Genomic DNA, 16112 nt, shown 5'->3' with positions numbered 1-16112 from the left:
AATCTCCCCCGTGTGCCTGAGATTGCTTCGTCGCCCCACACACATCAGCCGCGCAGCTCCTCGCAATGACGCGAATCGGATGATCTTTTTTTATTATTTTGCTGAAATATGCAGATCATAGGCATTACAGGAGGCATCGGTTCCGGTAAAAGCACCGTTGCGAAGATATTTTCCCTGCTCGGCATCCCCGTTTATTCGGCGGATGATGCGGCGAAAGAGATCATGGTGAACGACCCGCTGCTGGTGTCCCAGATACGGGCCCATTTTGGCGATGCGGCCTATTTTGCAGACGGCAGCCTCAACCGCAAACACATTTCCAATATCGTTTTTGCAGACAAAGAGCAGCTGGCCGTGCTCAACTCCCTCGTGCATCCCGCCACCATCCGCGATTCCGAAGCCTGGGCCCGCAGGCAAACCAGCCCCTACGTGCTCAAGGAAGCCGCCCTGATGTACGAAACGGAATCTTTTCATCATGTAGACAAAGTGATCGTGGTATCGGCCCCCCAGGCCATGCGCATTCAGCGGGTGATGAAGCGCGACGGCGTGGACCGCAATGCCGTGCTGGCACGCATGCACAAGCAGCTGGATGAAGCCATCAAACTGAAGCTGGCGGATTTCGTGATCTACAACGACGAGCAGCAGATGGTGATACCCCAGGTGCTCAGCCTGCACCGGCAGCTCTTAAGTTTTTAACTTTTCTTTACCAGGCCCGGCCGGGCTTTTAACTTTTCCTTAGAACCGTTTGGGTTAGTTTAAAGGTATGAATCCCCGTATCCTGGTCCTGGCCGGCGCATCGGTATGGTGCAGCTCCGCCACCGCGCAGTATCTGAAAAAAGATACCCTTCCTTACCCGCGCTTTCTCACACCCGCAAAGGATTCCCTGAGAAGGGACAGCCTGCCGCCCATGCGCGTTTACCAGCTGAAGGAATTTAACGTGCGGCACTTCAACCACTCGGAAGATTCCGCGATGCTGCGAAAGCTCAAGCCGAAGAACTTCATGCTCTTTTTGCCCCGGGAAAAAGACAAGGGCATCGCTTATGAAAAAGAAGGCCAAACCCACCACCTGCCCGGCGTGGCCCTGAACCTGAACGCCATCGCATCGGTATTTGATTTTAAGAAAAAAGCGCGGGACGAGGCTTTCCGCCGCAGGCTGACCACCGTTATGGAAGAGCAGGCGATAAATAAGATGTATAATGCAGACCTGGTGGGCCGCTTCATCCCGCTGACGGGCGACAGCCTTTACGCCTTCGTTGATAAAACCCGCCCCAATGCGGGTTTCCTGGCAGGCATCACCGCCTACGACCTTGGCGTGTACGTGAAAAAACGCTACCAGGAATACCTGGATACGATGCAGGTGAACTAAAATAAGAATGGCGCCCGGGAAGGCGCCATCCATCTATCTTTCAGCGGGTTGCTTATTTCAGCTTGCCCAGCCATTCCTTCATTCTTTTCATGCCTTCCTGTATCCGGTCCATGCTGGTGGCATAAGAAATGCGGATACACTCCGGCTGCTCGAAAGCCTTGCCTGATACCACGGTTACATTCGCTTTGTGCAGCAGGTACATGCAAAGGTCGTCCGCATTGTTCACGGTGCTGTCTTCGAACGATTTGCCGTAAAAAGCGCTCACGTTCGGGAACATGTAAAACGCGCCGTCGGGCTCATTCACTTTTAAGCCGGGGATGTTTTTGAGCGCATCATAAATGAATGCGCGTCTTTCGCGGAAAGCGGCCACCATCTCCTTTGCCGTATCCAGCGGGCCGCGCAGGGCTGTGATGGCGCAGCGCTGCGTGATGGAACAGGTGGCGGAGGTAAACTGGCTCTGCACCATGTCGCAGGCTTTGGCGATCTCCAGCGGGGCGGCCAGGTAGCCGAGGCGCCAGCCGGTCATGGCAAAACCTTTGCTGAGGCCGTTGATGATCACCGTACGGTCTTTCAGCGTACCGAAACTGGCAATGCTGCTATGCGGCGCCACGTAGTTGATGTATTCGTAGATCTCGTCGGAAATGATAAATATCTCCGGGTGCTTTTCGAACACTTCCGCCAGGCCTTTCAGCTCTTCGTGGGAATACACGGAGCCGGTGGGGTTGCAGGGGGAAGAAAACATGAACAGCCTGGTTTTAGGCGTGATGGCCGCTTCCAGCCGCTCGGGCGTGATCTTGTAATTGTCTTCGATACCGCAGGGCACAAATTTCACCACGCCCTGGCAAAGCTTCACCAGTTCTGAATAAGTGACCCAGTAAGGTGTGGGGATGATCACTTCGTCGCCGGGGTTCACGATGCTGAGCACTGCATTGGCGATGCTTTGTTTGGCGCCGGTGCTCACTACGATCTGCTCCGGCGTGTATTCGAGCCCGTTATCACGCTGCAGCTTGTAGGCTACGGCCTGCTTGAGGTCCGCATACCCGGCCACGGGCGTGTAATGGGTATACCCTTCATCGATGGCCTTTTTGGCGGCTTCGCGAATGTGTTCGGGCGTATCAAAATCAGGTTCGCCGATACTGAGGTCCACAATGTCAATTCCCTGTGCTTTCAGTTCGCGGCTCAGCTTTGCCATCCTGATGGTTTGCGGCACGGATATCCGTGTTAATCTTTCGGCTAGTTGCATAGACGTTATTTTTTTTTGGGTTGACCGCGGCAAACCTACTGCAAAAAAATGAAAAAAGGTCCCGGACTTGTGCCCGGAACCTTCGGTATAAATTGGAGTGTAGCGTTTCTTACTGGTAGCCGACGATCTTGATCACCGGTTTGGTAGTGCCTTTGGTGGAATCTCTTTCACCCATGAGGTAGATGTTGTACGCGCCGCCTGTAGCGGTGAGCGCTGCATCGTTCTTAACAGCCACTTCAGCGCCTGCAGCCGTTTTCACGGTAATGCTGGTGTTGCCTACCTCCACGGCTTCGAACTGGGAGTATCCGCCGCCTTCAAAATCCGCGAAATAGCGGGAAGAGAATATTTTGGTAGAGCCGAGGAATACATCCAGCGCATCGGGGCCAGCCATCAGGTTGTAGAAACGTACGTTGGCCTTGGTGCGGGAAAGGCTCTCGAAATTTTCCAGGAGCTTGTACGCCTCAATGCCGCTGCTCTGGTCGCCATACACGATCAGCGTGTTGTACTGCGAGGTGTCGAAACGGGCGGTGAGGGAGGTCAGCAGGCTGTCTGCCCCGCCTTTCTTGAAATCGAACTTATAATTGTTCGGCCTGAAACGGTCGCCCACGGCTTCACCGAAGGGAATAGGCTGCGAAGTGATCTTCTGTCCGTCCAGGGCAATGTCCAGCCCGTATTTGGGAGAGGCCACGCCGTTCACGATCGCGATGATGGTCTGCGGTTCGGGAGGGGTGGGATCGCTGTTCTTCAGACAGGAGGAAAAACCGGTAATTGCTACTGCCACGGCGGCGAGTGCCCATAAACGGCTCTTTTTAGTTACCATGCGCTCTTTCATTTAATGTTTTAATACTTATTATAGGTTACGGTTGTGTTTCCGGCCCGTACGTCACCTTATAACGCCGGAGGTCCGGTTTGTATTTTCTGGTCCTGTTCAGTTCTGCTTCGTAGATCACCCGGCCCAATTCTTTCAGGAATGGCTGGCCGACAGATTCAAAGTCGTAGGTATCGTCCCCGATCACGCCGTCCTTATTGCAATACACGGTGGCAGACAGCATAAATTCCACGTTGTTGGCAAAGTCTGCAAAATAAGCCACATCCGTTAAAAAGCCATATGCCCAGCCCGGTTTATTGAATATTCTCAACCCCGCGGGCAGCTCCGTTCTGGCATCAGCCCCGCCCAGCAGGTATTTGACGTAGTTGCGGTGGAATTCCGTGGTGTCGTATACCGGGCGGTCTGTTTCAGCGGGCAATTGCGACATATACCGGTATAAAAACCGGTAATCATCCTCCGTTAAACGAAATCTGCGCGTATATGTTACACTTTCCGGAAAAATTACGCTGCGCAGCATATTATGCAGGTCTTCCAGCACGATCCGGTTCTTTTCGGAGAAATTAAAAGGCGCTTCCACCAGTTTTTTGCCCTCGTAATGGGCTTTGCCCAGGGAATCCGCGCGCGGGGCGAATTGCAGGCTGCTCTGCTGTTCGGGCTGATTGTATACGGTTTTTCCGTTATCCACGAAACGCACGGCATTGGTGAGGCGGTTGGCCTCCTGCGGCAGCGCAATGCTGAGGCGGTGGCGCACCTGCACGGAAGGGTATCCTTTTTCCCATAGCGAACGGTTGAAGGCCTCCTGCCCCAGGAACTCGTACAGGCGGTTGAATGCGTCGTTGTCGCTGACGAGGAATATTTTTTTAATGTAATGGGCTACAGAAGGTTGCAGGGTGATCGCTGAACTGTCTGACGTTACGGCTGTTGTAATGCCTGACAGACTGTCTGTATACATCGGGGTGTATTTGTCCAGCCGCAGCCGGTTTACCTTCTCCAGCGCCAGGAACGCGGCGGGCATTTTTACGGTAGAAGCAGGGTAGAAGTAGGTTTCGGGGGAAAGGCGGTAGGTGAAATCCGTGAAAACCGGCTGGTTCCGGGCATTCCGGTCGATGCGGGTGTAGATGACCTGCAGCCGGTATTCCGCCGGATCAGCCATGACAGGGCCCAGGCGCTGAGCGTTGGCTTTCAGCAGTGAATCCAGGAATGCGTCCGTATTTTTTTGCATGGAGGTAGAAATTATCGCCCTGGGAGTTTGGCAGTTCGTAAAAAAAACCAATATTGCAGCTGCCAGAAAAAACTGTTGCGCCATAGAAGGAAATTTTTAGGCCGGGATACAGCTCAAAACCAATCAGATATTGGTTTTTGATCTGTTTGTTACCGGGCTTTAATATATCAATTTAAATTCTATCTTTGCAACTCTTAAAAAATTTATATTAATAATCAAACAAAATGCAACTAAAAGGACTGGTTAGATTTTTTGCTGTCGCACTGATCCTTATCTCTTTGTATCAATTGTCCTTCACGTTCGTGGTGCGGAACTATGAGAAAAAGATAAAGACCCAGGCCGAAGACTTTGTGGCCAAACAGTATCCCTCCGCAGAACAGAAGTATCCCGGTAACAAAGAAGCGCAAGCCTTTTACAAGGATACGCTGAACGATTACATCAAAATGCGTTCGGAGCAGTTGATTGACAGCGCCAGTGGCAAGGAGATTGCAGGATTTCCCTGGTTTACCACCTATACCAAAGCGAAAGAAAAGCAGCTGAACCTGGGCCTCGACCTCCAGGGCGGCATGAACGTGGTGCTGGAAGTAAGCGTTGAAGACGTTGTGCGCCAGCTGTCAGGCCAGTCGAAAGACCCTGCGTTCAACAAAGCCATTGCCAAAGCCAAAGAGCGTAAAAAGAACAGCCAGTCCGATTTCGTGACCCTGTTTGGCGAAGCTTACAAAGAAGAAGCGCCCAACGGGAAACTGTCTTCTATCTTCGCCAGCGCGCAGCAGAAGCAGATCACCTTCAACAGCTCCAACGACCAGGTGCTGAACATTATCCGCAACGAATCCCGCGCGGCGATCAAGAACACCTATAAAGTATTACAGAACAGGATCGACAAGTTCGGCGTGGCTTCGCCTTCCATCAACCTGGACGAGAACCGCGGCATTATTTCCGTGGAACTGGCCGGTGTAGACGATGCCGACCGCGTACGCAAGTACCTCCAGGCCAGCGCCAACCTCGAATTCCGCGAAACATACAAAACCAGCCAGGCCTTCTACGACGGCGTGCTGCTGCCTATGAACGAAGCCATCAAAGCTTCCCTGGGCAACGCTCCCAAGGTAGATACCGGCGCTGTTAAGCAGGACAGTACAGCCACTGCAGCTGCCGCTCCCGCTGCTGCCCCTGATACCACCGGTTCCCTTTCCAGCCTGCTGGCAAAAGATTCTTCCGGCAAACAGGTAGCAGCCGGCGACTCCGCTGCCCTCGCCCTCGCAAGGGACCAGAAAGAGATGCCGCTCTTCATGGTATTCAAGATCAATCCTGAACCCAGCTCCGTGCTGGGCCAAATCGCTCCGAAAGATACCGCCACTTTCCGCCGTTACCTCGAACTGCCAGCAGTGAAAGCCGTAATGCCGAAAGACCTGGTGTTCCTCTACGGCCCCTCCAATAAAGAAGACCGCACCCAGCCCTTACAGATATTCGGCGTGAAGATCAACCCCGCCAGCCCGAAAGCGAAGATCACCGGTGAAAGGGTGATTGCCGCCCGCTCGGACTTCGGGCAGGACGGCCGCGTGGAAGTGAGCATGAGCATGGACAACGTAGGTACGCGCGACTGGCGCAACCTCACCCGCCAGCTGAAGCCCACCAATCCCGACGACCGCAGCACCTTCAACTATGTAGCCATCGTGCTGGACAACGTGGTGTACACCGCTCCCTCCATCATCAATGAGATACCGAACGGCAATTCTTCCATCAGCGGCAGCTTTACTACCGAAGAAGCGGACGACCTTGCCAACATCCTGATGTCTGGCCGTATGCCCGCCCCCGCCAAGATCGTGCAGGAGCAGGTGGTAGGCCCCACCCTGGGTCAGGAATCCATTGCAGCGGGCGCCAAATCATTCATTATCTCCTTCGTGGTGATCTTCATCCTGATGCTGGTGTACTTCAATACCGGCGGCTGGGTGGCCAACATCGCGCTGATACTCAACCTGCTGTTCACCGTAGGTATCCTGGCTTCGCTGGGCGCCACGCTCACCATGCCCGGCATCGCCGGCCTGGTGCTCACCATCGGTATGGCAGTGGATACGAACGTAATTATATTCGAAAGGATCAAGGACGAACTGAGCCGTGGTAAAACTTACCAGCAGGCCGTGGAAGACGGTTACAAACGTTCTTACGCGCCAGTGCTCGACGGTCACATCACCTCCCTGCTCACCGCCTGCATCCTGTTCTACTTCGGCCTCGGCCCTGTACTGGGCTTCGCTACCACGCAGATCATCGGTCTGCTGCTGTCCCTGTTCTGCGGTATCCTCGTATCCCGCATGGTTACCGACTGGTGGACGAACAAAAAAAGGCACCTGGAATATTTCACGCCCATTTCCCGCAGGATCTTCAGGCATGCCAACTACGACTTCGTAGGCATGCGTAAGATAACCTACGTGATCTCCGGTATCGTGCTGGTAATGGGTATCGCTACTTTCTTCAACGGTTTCGACCGTGGGGTGGACTTTGAAGGCGGCCGCAGCTACACCGTGCGTTTCGACAAACCGGTGAACCGTGAAGCCGTTCATGATGCGCTGAACAAGGAATTCGAATCTGAAACCATTGTAAAGACCATCGGTACCAACAACCAACTGAACATCACCACGCCTTATAAGATCGAAGACAACTCCGACGAAGCAGGCAATGAAGTGCGCACCAAGCTGTTCAACGGTATCAAGTCCAACTACGAAGGCAGCCTGGATTTTGCTACCTGGCAGGCTCAATACCTGGTAGGCTATCAAACCGTACTGCCCACCATTTCCGACGACTTGAGGACAGGCGCTATCAAAGCCACCATCCTCTCGCTGATCGTGGTGTTCCTTTACATCCTGCTGCGATTCAACAAATGGCAGTACTCTATCGGTACCATCGTTTCACTGCTGCACGACGTGCTCGTTACGCTGATCGTATTCTCGTTCTGCCGCAACATCGTGCCGTTCGCACTGGAGATCGACCAGCACTTCATCGCGGCCATCCTTACCGTGATCGGCTTCTCGATGAACGATACGGTGATCGTGTTCGACAGGATCCGTGAGAACTTCCGCCTGACCAAGAACGCAGATACCAAAACAGTGATCAACCGCGCGATCAACGAAACGCTGAGCCGTACGATCATGACCTCTGTAACGGTGTTCCTCACCATCCTGATCCTGTTCATCTTCGGCGGCGAGGTAACCCGCGGGTTTGCCTTCGCGATGCTGATCGGTGTGCTGACCGGCGCTTATTCTTCCATCTTCGTAGCCGCGCCGATCCTGGTGGACTTCGATAAGAAGAACACGCTTTCCCAGGAGAAAGAAGCCGTGAAGATCGAAAAAGCTCCCCCGTTAGTAAGGGGCAAGTAAGCTCAAATGGAAATTTTATATCAGAAGGCCGTTCCGTACCCCGGGACGGCCTTTTCTTTTTGATATTATTTTAGCAAAGGCTGTTGGGTATGGGATAGATAAAGGATAGCTATAGGATAGATATAGGATAGCGCCAATAAACAAGGGTTAAAATAACATAAGAGGCCGCCCGGGATCAATACCTGGGCGGCCTCTTTATAATAGTAATTTCCCTGTTGCGCCTACACGGCGAATGAAGTGCCGCAGCCGCAGCTGGAGGTGGCATTCGGGTTGGAGAAGGTGAATCCGCGCGCGTTCAGCCCGTGCTGGAAGTCGATTTCCATGCCCAGGAGGTACAGTCCGTGCGATTTCTTCATCACTACGGGAATGCCTTCAATGTCGTAAACCTCGTCATCTTCCATTTTAGCATCAAAGCCGAGCACATAAGAAAGGCCGGAGCATCCCCCGCCTTTTACGCCAATGCGCAGGTACTGGCTCTGGTCGAAGCCTTCCTCCCCGCGGAGGCGCTGCAGCTCCTGTATGGCGCCGCTGGTAAGATTTATAGGTGCGTTGGTGATTGTTTCCATTGTCCTGATACGATTTATCTTGCAAAAATACGGAAAAATGAAGAATGTGTGTTGTCACATGAACGTCAGCCTCCCAGATATGAAAGTAAAAAATTGTATGTAATTTGTTTCCCGGTGTCTAACCCTTCTTATATGCAAAGACTACTATGCCTTGCCGTGGCCGTTTTAACAGCCAACCAGGCGGCTGCCCAATTATTTGGCGGAAACCCGCCATCCCAGAAGTGGCAACAGGTGAATACGGATACGGTGAGGGTGATCTTTCCCTATGGCATGGAAGCGCAGGGCCGCCGGGTGGCGGACCTCGTGCAGCACATGAGCCGGTACAACACCGGCAGCCTCGGGCCCCGGGTGAGAAAGGTCAATATCATCCTCCAGCATCAAACCCTGCAAGCCAACGGGTATGTGCAAATGGGCCCTTTCCGGTCCGAGTTCTTTATCACCCCGCCGCCCAACAGTACCGACCTTGGTTCCATCAACTGGCTGGACCAGCTGGCCTTGCATGAATACCGCCACGTGGTGCAGAACAACAACTTCCGGAAAGGCGTGAGCAAGCTGTTTTCCATCCTTGGCGGGGAACTGGGGCAGGGCGCGGCCAACGCCGTAGCGGTGCCGGACTGGTTCTGGGAAGGGGATGCGGTAACCATGGAAACCGCGCTCAGCCTGCAGGGCAGGGGGCGGTTGCCCGCTTTTTTCGACGGGTTCAGGGCGCTTACGCTGGCAGATAAAAAATACAGCTACATGCAGGTGCGTAACGGCTCTTACAGGAGATACATGCCCAACCACTACCATACCGGCTACCTCATGAGCAGCTACGGGCGGTTGCAGGACGGGAAGGATTTCTGGAAAGACGTAACGGACGATGCCGTGCGCTACCGCGGCGTGTTCTACCCCTTCAGCCAGAGCCTGAAACGCCGCACTGGTAAGAACGCAGCCGCGTTCTTCGCCGCTTCGCTGGACCATTACCGCAAAGCCTGGGAGCCCAAACAGCAGGAAGCCGCCGATACGCTCACGCCCGCCGGCCGCACTGTTTCCAATTACCGGTATGTGTACGCGGTAGACGACAGTACCCTGATCTATCTCTATAATTCCTACAAACAACTGCCCGCCTTCAAGCTCCGGTATGCGGACGGGCGGGAAGAGCTGGTTGCCCGCCCCGGTATTGGTTTTGATGATTATTTCAGCTACCGCAACAACAGAATACTGTGGACAGAAAGCCGCTATAATCCCCGCTGGAACAGGATCGATTATTCCGTCGTGAAGATATATGACCGGCAAACAGGCCGGGCCGCCACGCTGCAGCACGAGCGCCGCTGTTTTTCACCGGATCTGAGCCACGACGGGAAAATGATCGTGGTAAATGCCGTAACACCCGAACAGCAATACCGCCTGGAGGTACTGGATGCAGCTACCGGGCAATTGAAGGGAGCGCTGATCAACCCGGGCAATTGGTATTACACCTACCCGAAATTCACGGATGACGATCAATACATCATAAGCGCCATACGCAACCAGCAAGGGAAAATGGCGCTGATCAGGCAAAAGGTGGATATTCTTGAAACCGGGAAGGACGGGGCTATCAAAGGCAAATGGAGATCTTATCCGCCCCTGCCCGATGCAGGCAGCTTTTCCGTTGGTAGCAAGTGGGACACGGGAGATACGGCAAGGGACAGGTATTTATCACTCCTTGAATCGATGGGTGAAATAAAAGTGCTCATTCCCTTCGGAACCCCTACAATCGGCATTTCCAGCGTCAAAGGCAATACCGTTTATTTCCAGGCTTCCTTCAGCGACGCGGATAATGTATACGCCGTTTCCCTGGATGGCGGCCCGGTGCAGCAGGTGACGCACCGCCCGAACGGCATGAGCCACATGGCCGTGCAGAACGATAAGATCATTTTCAGCGAATTCACTTCAGAAGGCTACAAACTGCTGCAAAAACCCCTGGAAGGCAGTACTCCCTTCGATCCGCAACAGGACCATCACAGCGCGTGGTTAAAGCCTGATCTTGGCGAGGAAGGCAATATCCTGGACAAAGTGCCGGCCGGCAACCTGGAGGTCCGCAAATACCGTAAAACACACCGTCTTTTTAATTTTCACAGCTGGATTCCGAGCATCAACGATCCCGAATACGGGCTGTACCTCTATGGCGACAATGTGCTGGGCACGCTGCAAACAGCCATAGGCGCGTATTACAACACCAACGAAAACAGCCCGGCCGTCAGCGGGCAACTCACTTACGCGGGCTTTTTCCCGTACCTGCGCACCGGGGCCGATTACCGCATGGACCGTTACCTCTTCGTAAATGATACCGTGCAGGTGCAATGGCATGAGCTGGACTGGTTCGGCGGCATGAGCATCCCGCTTACATTTTCCGCCGGGAAATATTTTACCGGCCTCACTGTCAGCGGCAATTACCATGAAGTGAACCGCACGAGGGCGGGCAATTCCAAATACCGCTTCCGCGACAGCCACATCCAGTACCTGGACCTGGGATTGAGCTTCTCCAACCAGCGCATCAAAGCATTGCAGAACATCTATTCGCACTTCGGGCAGTCGCTGAGCGTGCGCTACAACAAATCGGTGAACAATGTGGAGGCAGAGCAGTTGTATGGCCGCCTGGACCTTTACCTGCCGGGCATTTCAGCCAACCACAGCCTCGTATTGCAGGGCGCTTTTCAGCAGCGGGATACTATGCTGCGGTATTCGTTTACAGACAACTTCGTGTACGCAAGAGGCTACAGCAAACCGTTCTATGAGCATATCTGGAAAGTGGGCGCCAACTATCATTTCCCGATTGCTTACCCGGATTGGGGATTTGCGAACCTGCTGTATTTCTCACGCATCAGGGGCAATGCTTTTTATGATTACAGTTCCGCCTACAACTTCAGGAGCAGGCAGGATATTACTTATGCATCTACGGGGGGAGAGCTTTTCTTTGATACCAAGATCGGCAACGTGCTGCCGTTCACTTTCGGGATGCGCTATAGTTACCTGCTAAACACCAATCCCGGCGATCCTTCGCGGAAAGACCGGTTTGAGTTGATCGTGCCATTGCAGCAATTGTTTTCTTTTTAAAATCTGTCTATGAAGCCATTGACCAATAAACAACCTTTTTACATCAAACTGAGCCACGTATTGCTGAGCCTTGTGCTGATCGTGGTGATATTGCGCACCATGAAGGAAATACTGGCGCCGGTGGCTTTCGGTTTCCTCTTTGCCGTGTTGCTGCTGCCGCTGGCGCAGGGGCTGGAAAAGTTGAAACTCTCCCGCGCCTGGGCTTCCACCATAGCTGTGCTGCTGTTTGTGCTGGCGATGCTCGGCATGGTGTATTTTATTTCCTGGCAAACCTCCACTTTCCTCAACGACCTGCCTGTGCTGGAAAAAAGAATGATGACGCTGGCTAATGAACTCACTGTCTGGATCGATGAGAAATTCAAGATCGATTCGGACCAGCAGGTGGCCTGGATCAATGAAACAGCCGCCAAAAGCGTGAGCACGGTGAGCCAGTTTGTGATGAACGCCGTGTCGTCGGTTTCTTCGGTGCTGATCTTCCTCGTGTTCATCCCGCTGTATACGTTTTTCCTGCTGTTTTACCGCAGGTTACTGATGAACTTCCTGCTGAAGCTTTTCAAACGCGAGCATGCGGATGAAGTGCATGAAGTGATGGCGCATTCGCGCGTTGTGATCAAAAGTTATGTAGTGGGTTTGTTCATTGAAATGATCGTAGTGGCGGCGCTTTATATCATCGCGCTGCTCTCGCTCGGCGTGAAGTACGCTGTGCTCTTAGGCACGCTGGGCGCCATTTTCAACGTGATTCCCTACATCGGCATGGTGGTAACGATACTGGTCACGGTGCTGGTGACCTTAACGACCGGCACTCCCGCGCAGGCCCTGTGGGCTGCGCTCATCATGTTCGGCATTCACCTGCTGGATGCAAACGTGCTGCTGCCGCGCATTGTAGGTTCCAAAGTGTCCATCAACGCCATGATCACCCTGCTGGGCGTATTTATCGGCAGTATGATATGGGGAATTGCAGGGATGTTCATTTCCATACCCGCGATGGCTTTGCTGAAAATTATCTTCGACAGGATACCGAACATGCGCCCCTGGGGCTTGCTGATGGGGGAAGGGGAATGATCAGTTCACCACGATGCGCAGCTCCGGAACGCGGTAATATTTGTCTTCCGTATAGCGGATCACGATGTTGGAGAATAATAATATTTCGCCTTTTTGCACGGTCTCTTTCAGCCTGTTGCTCCACAGCGGGCTGAGCTTGTTGCTTTTGAAGGAATCGCCGGTGGTTTCGGTGTAAAATGCTACCTGCTGCGTGGTATCGTTCAGGTAAGGTTCTTTGGATTCGTAAGTGAAGTCGAAAGACACGACAGGGAATTTGTTATTCTTCTGATCCCGCACTACCAGCGAGGAATCGAGGAGTTTCAGCACCTCCGGGCGCGGCAGCGTATCGCTTAAATAAATACCCCAGGTAGTGCGGAAACTGAGCGGCTTTTCCTTCGCGGCCGGCTTCTGTGCGGGCTTTTGAGAGGAAGCTGGTTTTCTCACCTGCGCGCTGGCTGCAGCGGTGCAGCAAATGAAAAACAAAAGCGTGTAAAATAGTTTCTGCATCATAGGGTATTAAAAAAGCCCGTCCAGCTTACTAAACGCGGGACGGGCCCTAAAATTATAACAGTTTCAGACTTTCTTCGATGGCCTGTATGCGGGCCTCGCAATCCGCTTTTTTGCGGCGCTCGGCTTCTACTGCTTCAGGTTTGGCGTTCTGCACAAATTTTTCGTTGGCCAGCTTCGCGTCTACCGCCTTCAGGAAGCCCTGCTGGTAAACGAGGTCTTTCAGCAGCTGTTCTTTCTGCGCGGCAGGGTCTATTACGGTATCTGTTACCATGTAGAACTTATCCTTGCCCACTACCAGCGATACCGCGCCGGGCACTGCGGCTTTGGTGTAGGTCAGCTCACGGGTGTTCAGTTGTTTGGCGAGTATGCTTTCGATGCGGTGAAATGCGTTCTCATGGCGTGTTTCGATATGCAGCGCGATGGTGTCTTTCGGTTTCACCTGGTTTTTGTTGCGCGCGTCGCGGATGCTGGTGATCACTTCTTTGGCCAGCGCGCCTTCTACCAGCACAGGCTGGTGTGTGGCGGCGGGTGCGGAAAACTGGCGGATCACCAGGTCGTCTCCCGCCTGGCGGTCGCGCAGCAGGTGATACAGCTCTTCCGTTACGAAAGGCATGAAAGGATGCAGCAGCTGTACGAGGCGTTCGAAGAAGCCGATGGTCTTTTCGTATACACCTGCGTCGATGGGCTGTTCAAAACCAGGTTTGATCCATTCCAGGTACCAGGAGCAGAAGTCGTCCCAAATGAGGCTGTAGATGGCTTTGAGGGCTTCGCTGAGGCGGAAGTCCTTAAAGAGTTTCTCCACTTCCGCATGTACTTCATTCAGTCGGTTCTCCATCCATTCCACGGCGAATGTGGGAACGGGTGCGCCGGTGTCTGCGGCGGGTTTCCACATCTTCACCAACTTGAGGGCATTCCACATTTTATTGTTGAAATTGCGGCCCTGCTCGCAGCTGGTATCGTCAAACAGCAGGTCGTTGCCGGCGGGGGAGGAGATCATGATGCCGAAACGCACCGCGTCTGCGCCGAAACGTTCTATCAGTTCCAGCAGGTCGGGCGAGTTGCCGAGCTGTTTGCTCATTTTACGTCCCAGCTTGTCGCGCACCATACCTGTGAAATACACGTCGCTGAAGGGTTTCTCGTGCTTGTATTCCAGGCCTGCCATGATCATACGGGCCACCCAGAAGAAGATAATATCCTGGCCGGTAACGAGCACGGAAGTGGGATAATAATAGTTGATGTCCGCATTATCGGGCTGGCTGATGCCGTTGAAAACCTCCATGGGCCAGAGCCAGGAAGAGAACCAGGTATCCAGGCAGTCTTCGTCCTGCCGGAGCGTTTCAACGTTTTTGCCGAATTTTTCCGCGTACAATTTCAATGCGTCCGCATGGCTTTCCGCTACCACGAACTGGCCCGCATCGTCGTACCAGGCGGGGATCTGCTGCCCCCACCACAGCTGGCGGGAAATACACCAGTCCTTCACATTCTCCATCCAGTATTTGTAAGTGGCCAGGAAGCGGTCGCCGGGATGGATCTTCACATCGCCGTTCACAACCGCATCCAGCGCGGGTTGCGCCATGTCTGCCATTTTCACGAACCATTGCGTGGAGATGCGCGGCTCTACAACGGTGTCCGGGTTACGTTGACTGTAGCCCAGGCGGGTGGTGTATTCCTGTTCTTTTACGAGCAGGCCCTCTTCGGCGAGCGCGGCCACTACTTTCTTGCGGGCGCGGAAGCGGTCTTCGCCTACAAACACGACTGCGGCGGCGCTCAGCGTGCCGTCGTCGTTCAGCGTGTCCACCACTTCGAGGTTATGTTTCAGGCCGAGGTTATAGTCGTTGATATCGTGGGCCGGCGTTACTTTGAGCGCGCCGGTACCGAATTCTTTGTCTACATATTCATCGAAGATCACGGGCACCTTGCGGTTCACCAGCGGCACCACGGCAAAGTGGCCTTTGAGGTGGGCATAGCGCTCATCGCCTGGGTTCACGCAGATCGCCGTATCGCCCATGATGGTCTCGGGGCGCTGCGTGGCGATGGTGATGAATTCGCCGGTGGCTTCGCCTGCGGCATTCACCACGGCATATTTCACATGGTAGAGCTTGCCGTTGATCTCTTTGTATTCCACTTCCTCGTCGCTGAGGGCGGTCTTGGCTTTCGGGTCCCAGTTGATCATGCGGGCGCCGCGGTAGATCAGGCCTTTGTTATACAGGTCTACGAATACGCGGATAACGGCCTGGTAATAATGGTCGTCCATGGTGAAGGTCACGCGGTCCCAATCTACGGAGCAGCCCAGCTTTTTGATCTGGTGGTAAATGATGCCGCCGTATTTTTCCTTCCATTCGTAAGCGTATTTCAGGAATTCCTGGCGGGTCAGCTGGCTTTTTTCTATGCCTTTTTCATCTTTCAGCATGTTCACCACTTTCGATTCGGTGGCAATAGAAGCATGGTCGCTGCCGGGCACCCAGCAGGCGTTGAAGCCGCTCATGCGGGCGTGGCGCACCAGGATGTCCTGCACGGTCTCGTTCAGCGTATGGCCCATGTGGAGCACGCCCGTTACGTTTGGCGGGGGTATCACGATGGTAAAGGGAGGCCGTTCGTCGGGAACGGAGCGGAAATATTGCTTGTCCATCCAATACTGGTACCATTTGTCTTCTGCCGAGGCAGGGATGTAATTCTTCGAAAGTTCCATGCTGTTCATAATAAGGTCTGCAAAAATAGCGGAGATTCAGGAGAGAAGGAAATCAGCGGGCGATATATTGAAATTTTATTATAGGAAGACGGGTTTCGGGTAATTCCCGGCTGTAGAGCAGGCTGCTTCAGTGAAACGGCCTATCGGTTAAGTTGATCCATACAATGGTTAACCGGCCCGCCTGTGGGCGGCATGGGCGAATTAGC

At 53.6% G+C, this 16112-nt stretch carries 11 protein-coding genes; 5 read left to right on the top strand and 6 right to left on the bottom strand.

What is annotated here, in order from left to right; genetic code table 11:
- Window positions 1-108: 108 nt before the first annotated feature.
- On the top strand, window positions 109-693 hold the full coding sequence (coaE, locus tag R3I13_RS12550; protein ID WP_346318303.1) for a dephospho-CoA kinase: 585 nt from the start codon (window positions 109-111) through the stop codon (window positions 691-693).
- A 67-nt stretch (window positions 694-760) separates the two neighbouring features.
- Window positions 761-1363: a hypothetical protein gene (locus R3I13_RS12545; RefSeq protein ID WP_346318302.1), complete on the top strand. Its 603-nt coding sequence runs from the start codon at window positions 761-763 to the stop codon at window positions 1361-1363.
- A gap of 52 nt (window positions 1364-1415) precedes the next feature.
- Here the strand turns inward: R3I13_RS12545 and R3I13_RS12540 are convergent, their stop codons facing one another.
- The 3 genes from R3I13_RS12540 to R3I13_RS12530 all read right to left on the bottom strand — a co-directional run bounded on the left by R3I13_RS12540 (window position 1416) and on the right by R3I13_RS12530 (window position 4657).
- The gene (locus R3I13_RS12540; protein ID WP_346318301.1) at window positions 1416-2606 is read right to left on the bottom strand and encodes a pyridoxal phosphate-dependent aminotransferase; all 1191 of its coding nucleotides are present in this window, start codon (window positions 2604-2606) and stop codon (window positions 1416-1418) included.
- Between the two features lie 109 nt (window positions 2607-2715).
- Window positions 2716-3426: a hypothetical protein gene (locus R3I13_RS12535; protein ID WP_346318300.1), complete on the bottom strand. Its 711-nt coding sequence runs from the start codon at window positions 3424-3426 to the stop codon at window positions 2716-2718.
- A 37-nt stretch (window positions 3427-3463) separates the two neighbouring features.
- Complete coding sequence (locus R3I13_RS12530; RefSeq protein WP_346318299.1) at window positions 3464-4657, bottom strand: serine hydrolase; 1194 nt, start codon at window positions 4655-4657, stop codon at window positions 3464-3466.
- Between the two features lie 224 nt (window positions 4658-4881).
- Here R3I13_RS12530 and secDF point away from each other — a divergent pair, with 224 nt between their 5' ends.
- A complete protein-coding gene (secDF, locus tag R3I13_RS12525; RefSeq protein ID WP_346318298.1) occupies window positions 4882-8025 on the top strand; it encodes a protein translocase subunit SecDF in 3144 nt (1047 codons plus the stop codon).
- 221 nt (window positions 8026-8246) lie between these two features.
- Here the strand turns inward: secDF and R3I13_RS12520 are convergent, their stop codons facing one another.
- Window positions 8247-8591, bottom strand: a complete 345-nt coding sequence (locus R3I13_RS12520) for an iron-sulfur cluster assembly accessory protein (protein WP_346318297.1) — start codon at window positions 8589-8591, stop codon at window positions 8247-8249.
- 132 nt (window positions 8592-8723) lie between these two features.
- On the opposite strand from R3I13_RS12520, the gene R3I13_RS12515 reads away from it, so the two are divergent.
- Window positions 8724-11666, top strand: a complete 2943-nt coding sequence (locus tag R3I13_RS12515) for a hypothetical protein (RefSeq protein WP_346318296.1) — start codon at window positions 8724-8726, stop codon at window positions 11664-11666.
- Window positions 11667-11675: 9 nt separating this feature from the next.
- On the top strand, window positions 11676-12728 hold the full coding sequence (locus R3I13_RS12510) for an AI-2E family transporter (protein ID WP_346318295.1): 1053 nt from the start codon (window positions 11676-11678) through the stop codon (window positions 12726-12728).
- Here R3I13_RS12510 and R3I13_RS12505 read toward each other — a convergent pair whose 3' ends face one another.
- Window positions 12729-13214: a hypothetical protein gene (locus R3I13_RS12505; RefSeq protein WP_346318294.1), complete on the bottom strand. Its 486-nt coding sequence runs from the start codon at window positions 13212-13214 to the stop codon at window positions 12729-12731.
- A gap of 55 nt (window positions 13215-13269) precedes the next feature.
- The gene (locus R3I13_RS12500) at window positions 13270-15906 is read right to left on the bottom strand and encodes a valine--tRNA ligase (RefSeq protein ID WP_346318293.1); all 2637 of its coding nucleotides are present in this window, start codon (window positions 15904-15906) and stop codon (window positions 13270-13272) included.
- Between the last annotated feature and the right edge of the window lie 206 nt (window positions 15907-16112).

Source organism: Chitinophaga sp. YIM B06452 (genome assembly GCF_039655965.1).
Classification (GTDB): domain Bacteria; phylum Bacteroidota; class Bacteroidia; order Chitinophagales; family Chitinophagaceae; genus Chitinophaga.
Note: the sequence above shows the minus strand (reverse complement) of the source record. Positions and strands in the feature narration are given on the sequence as shown.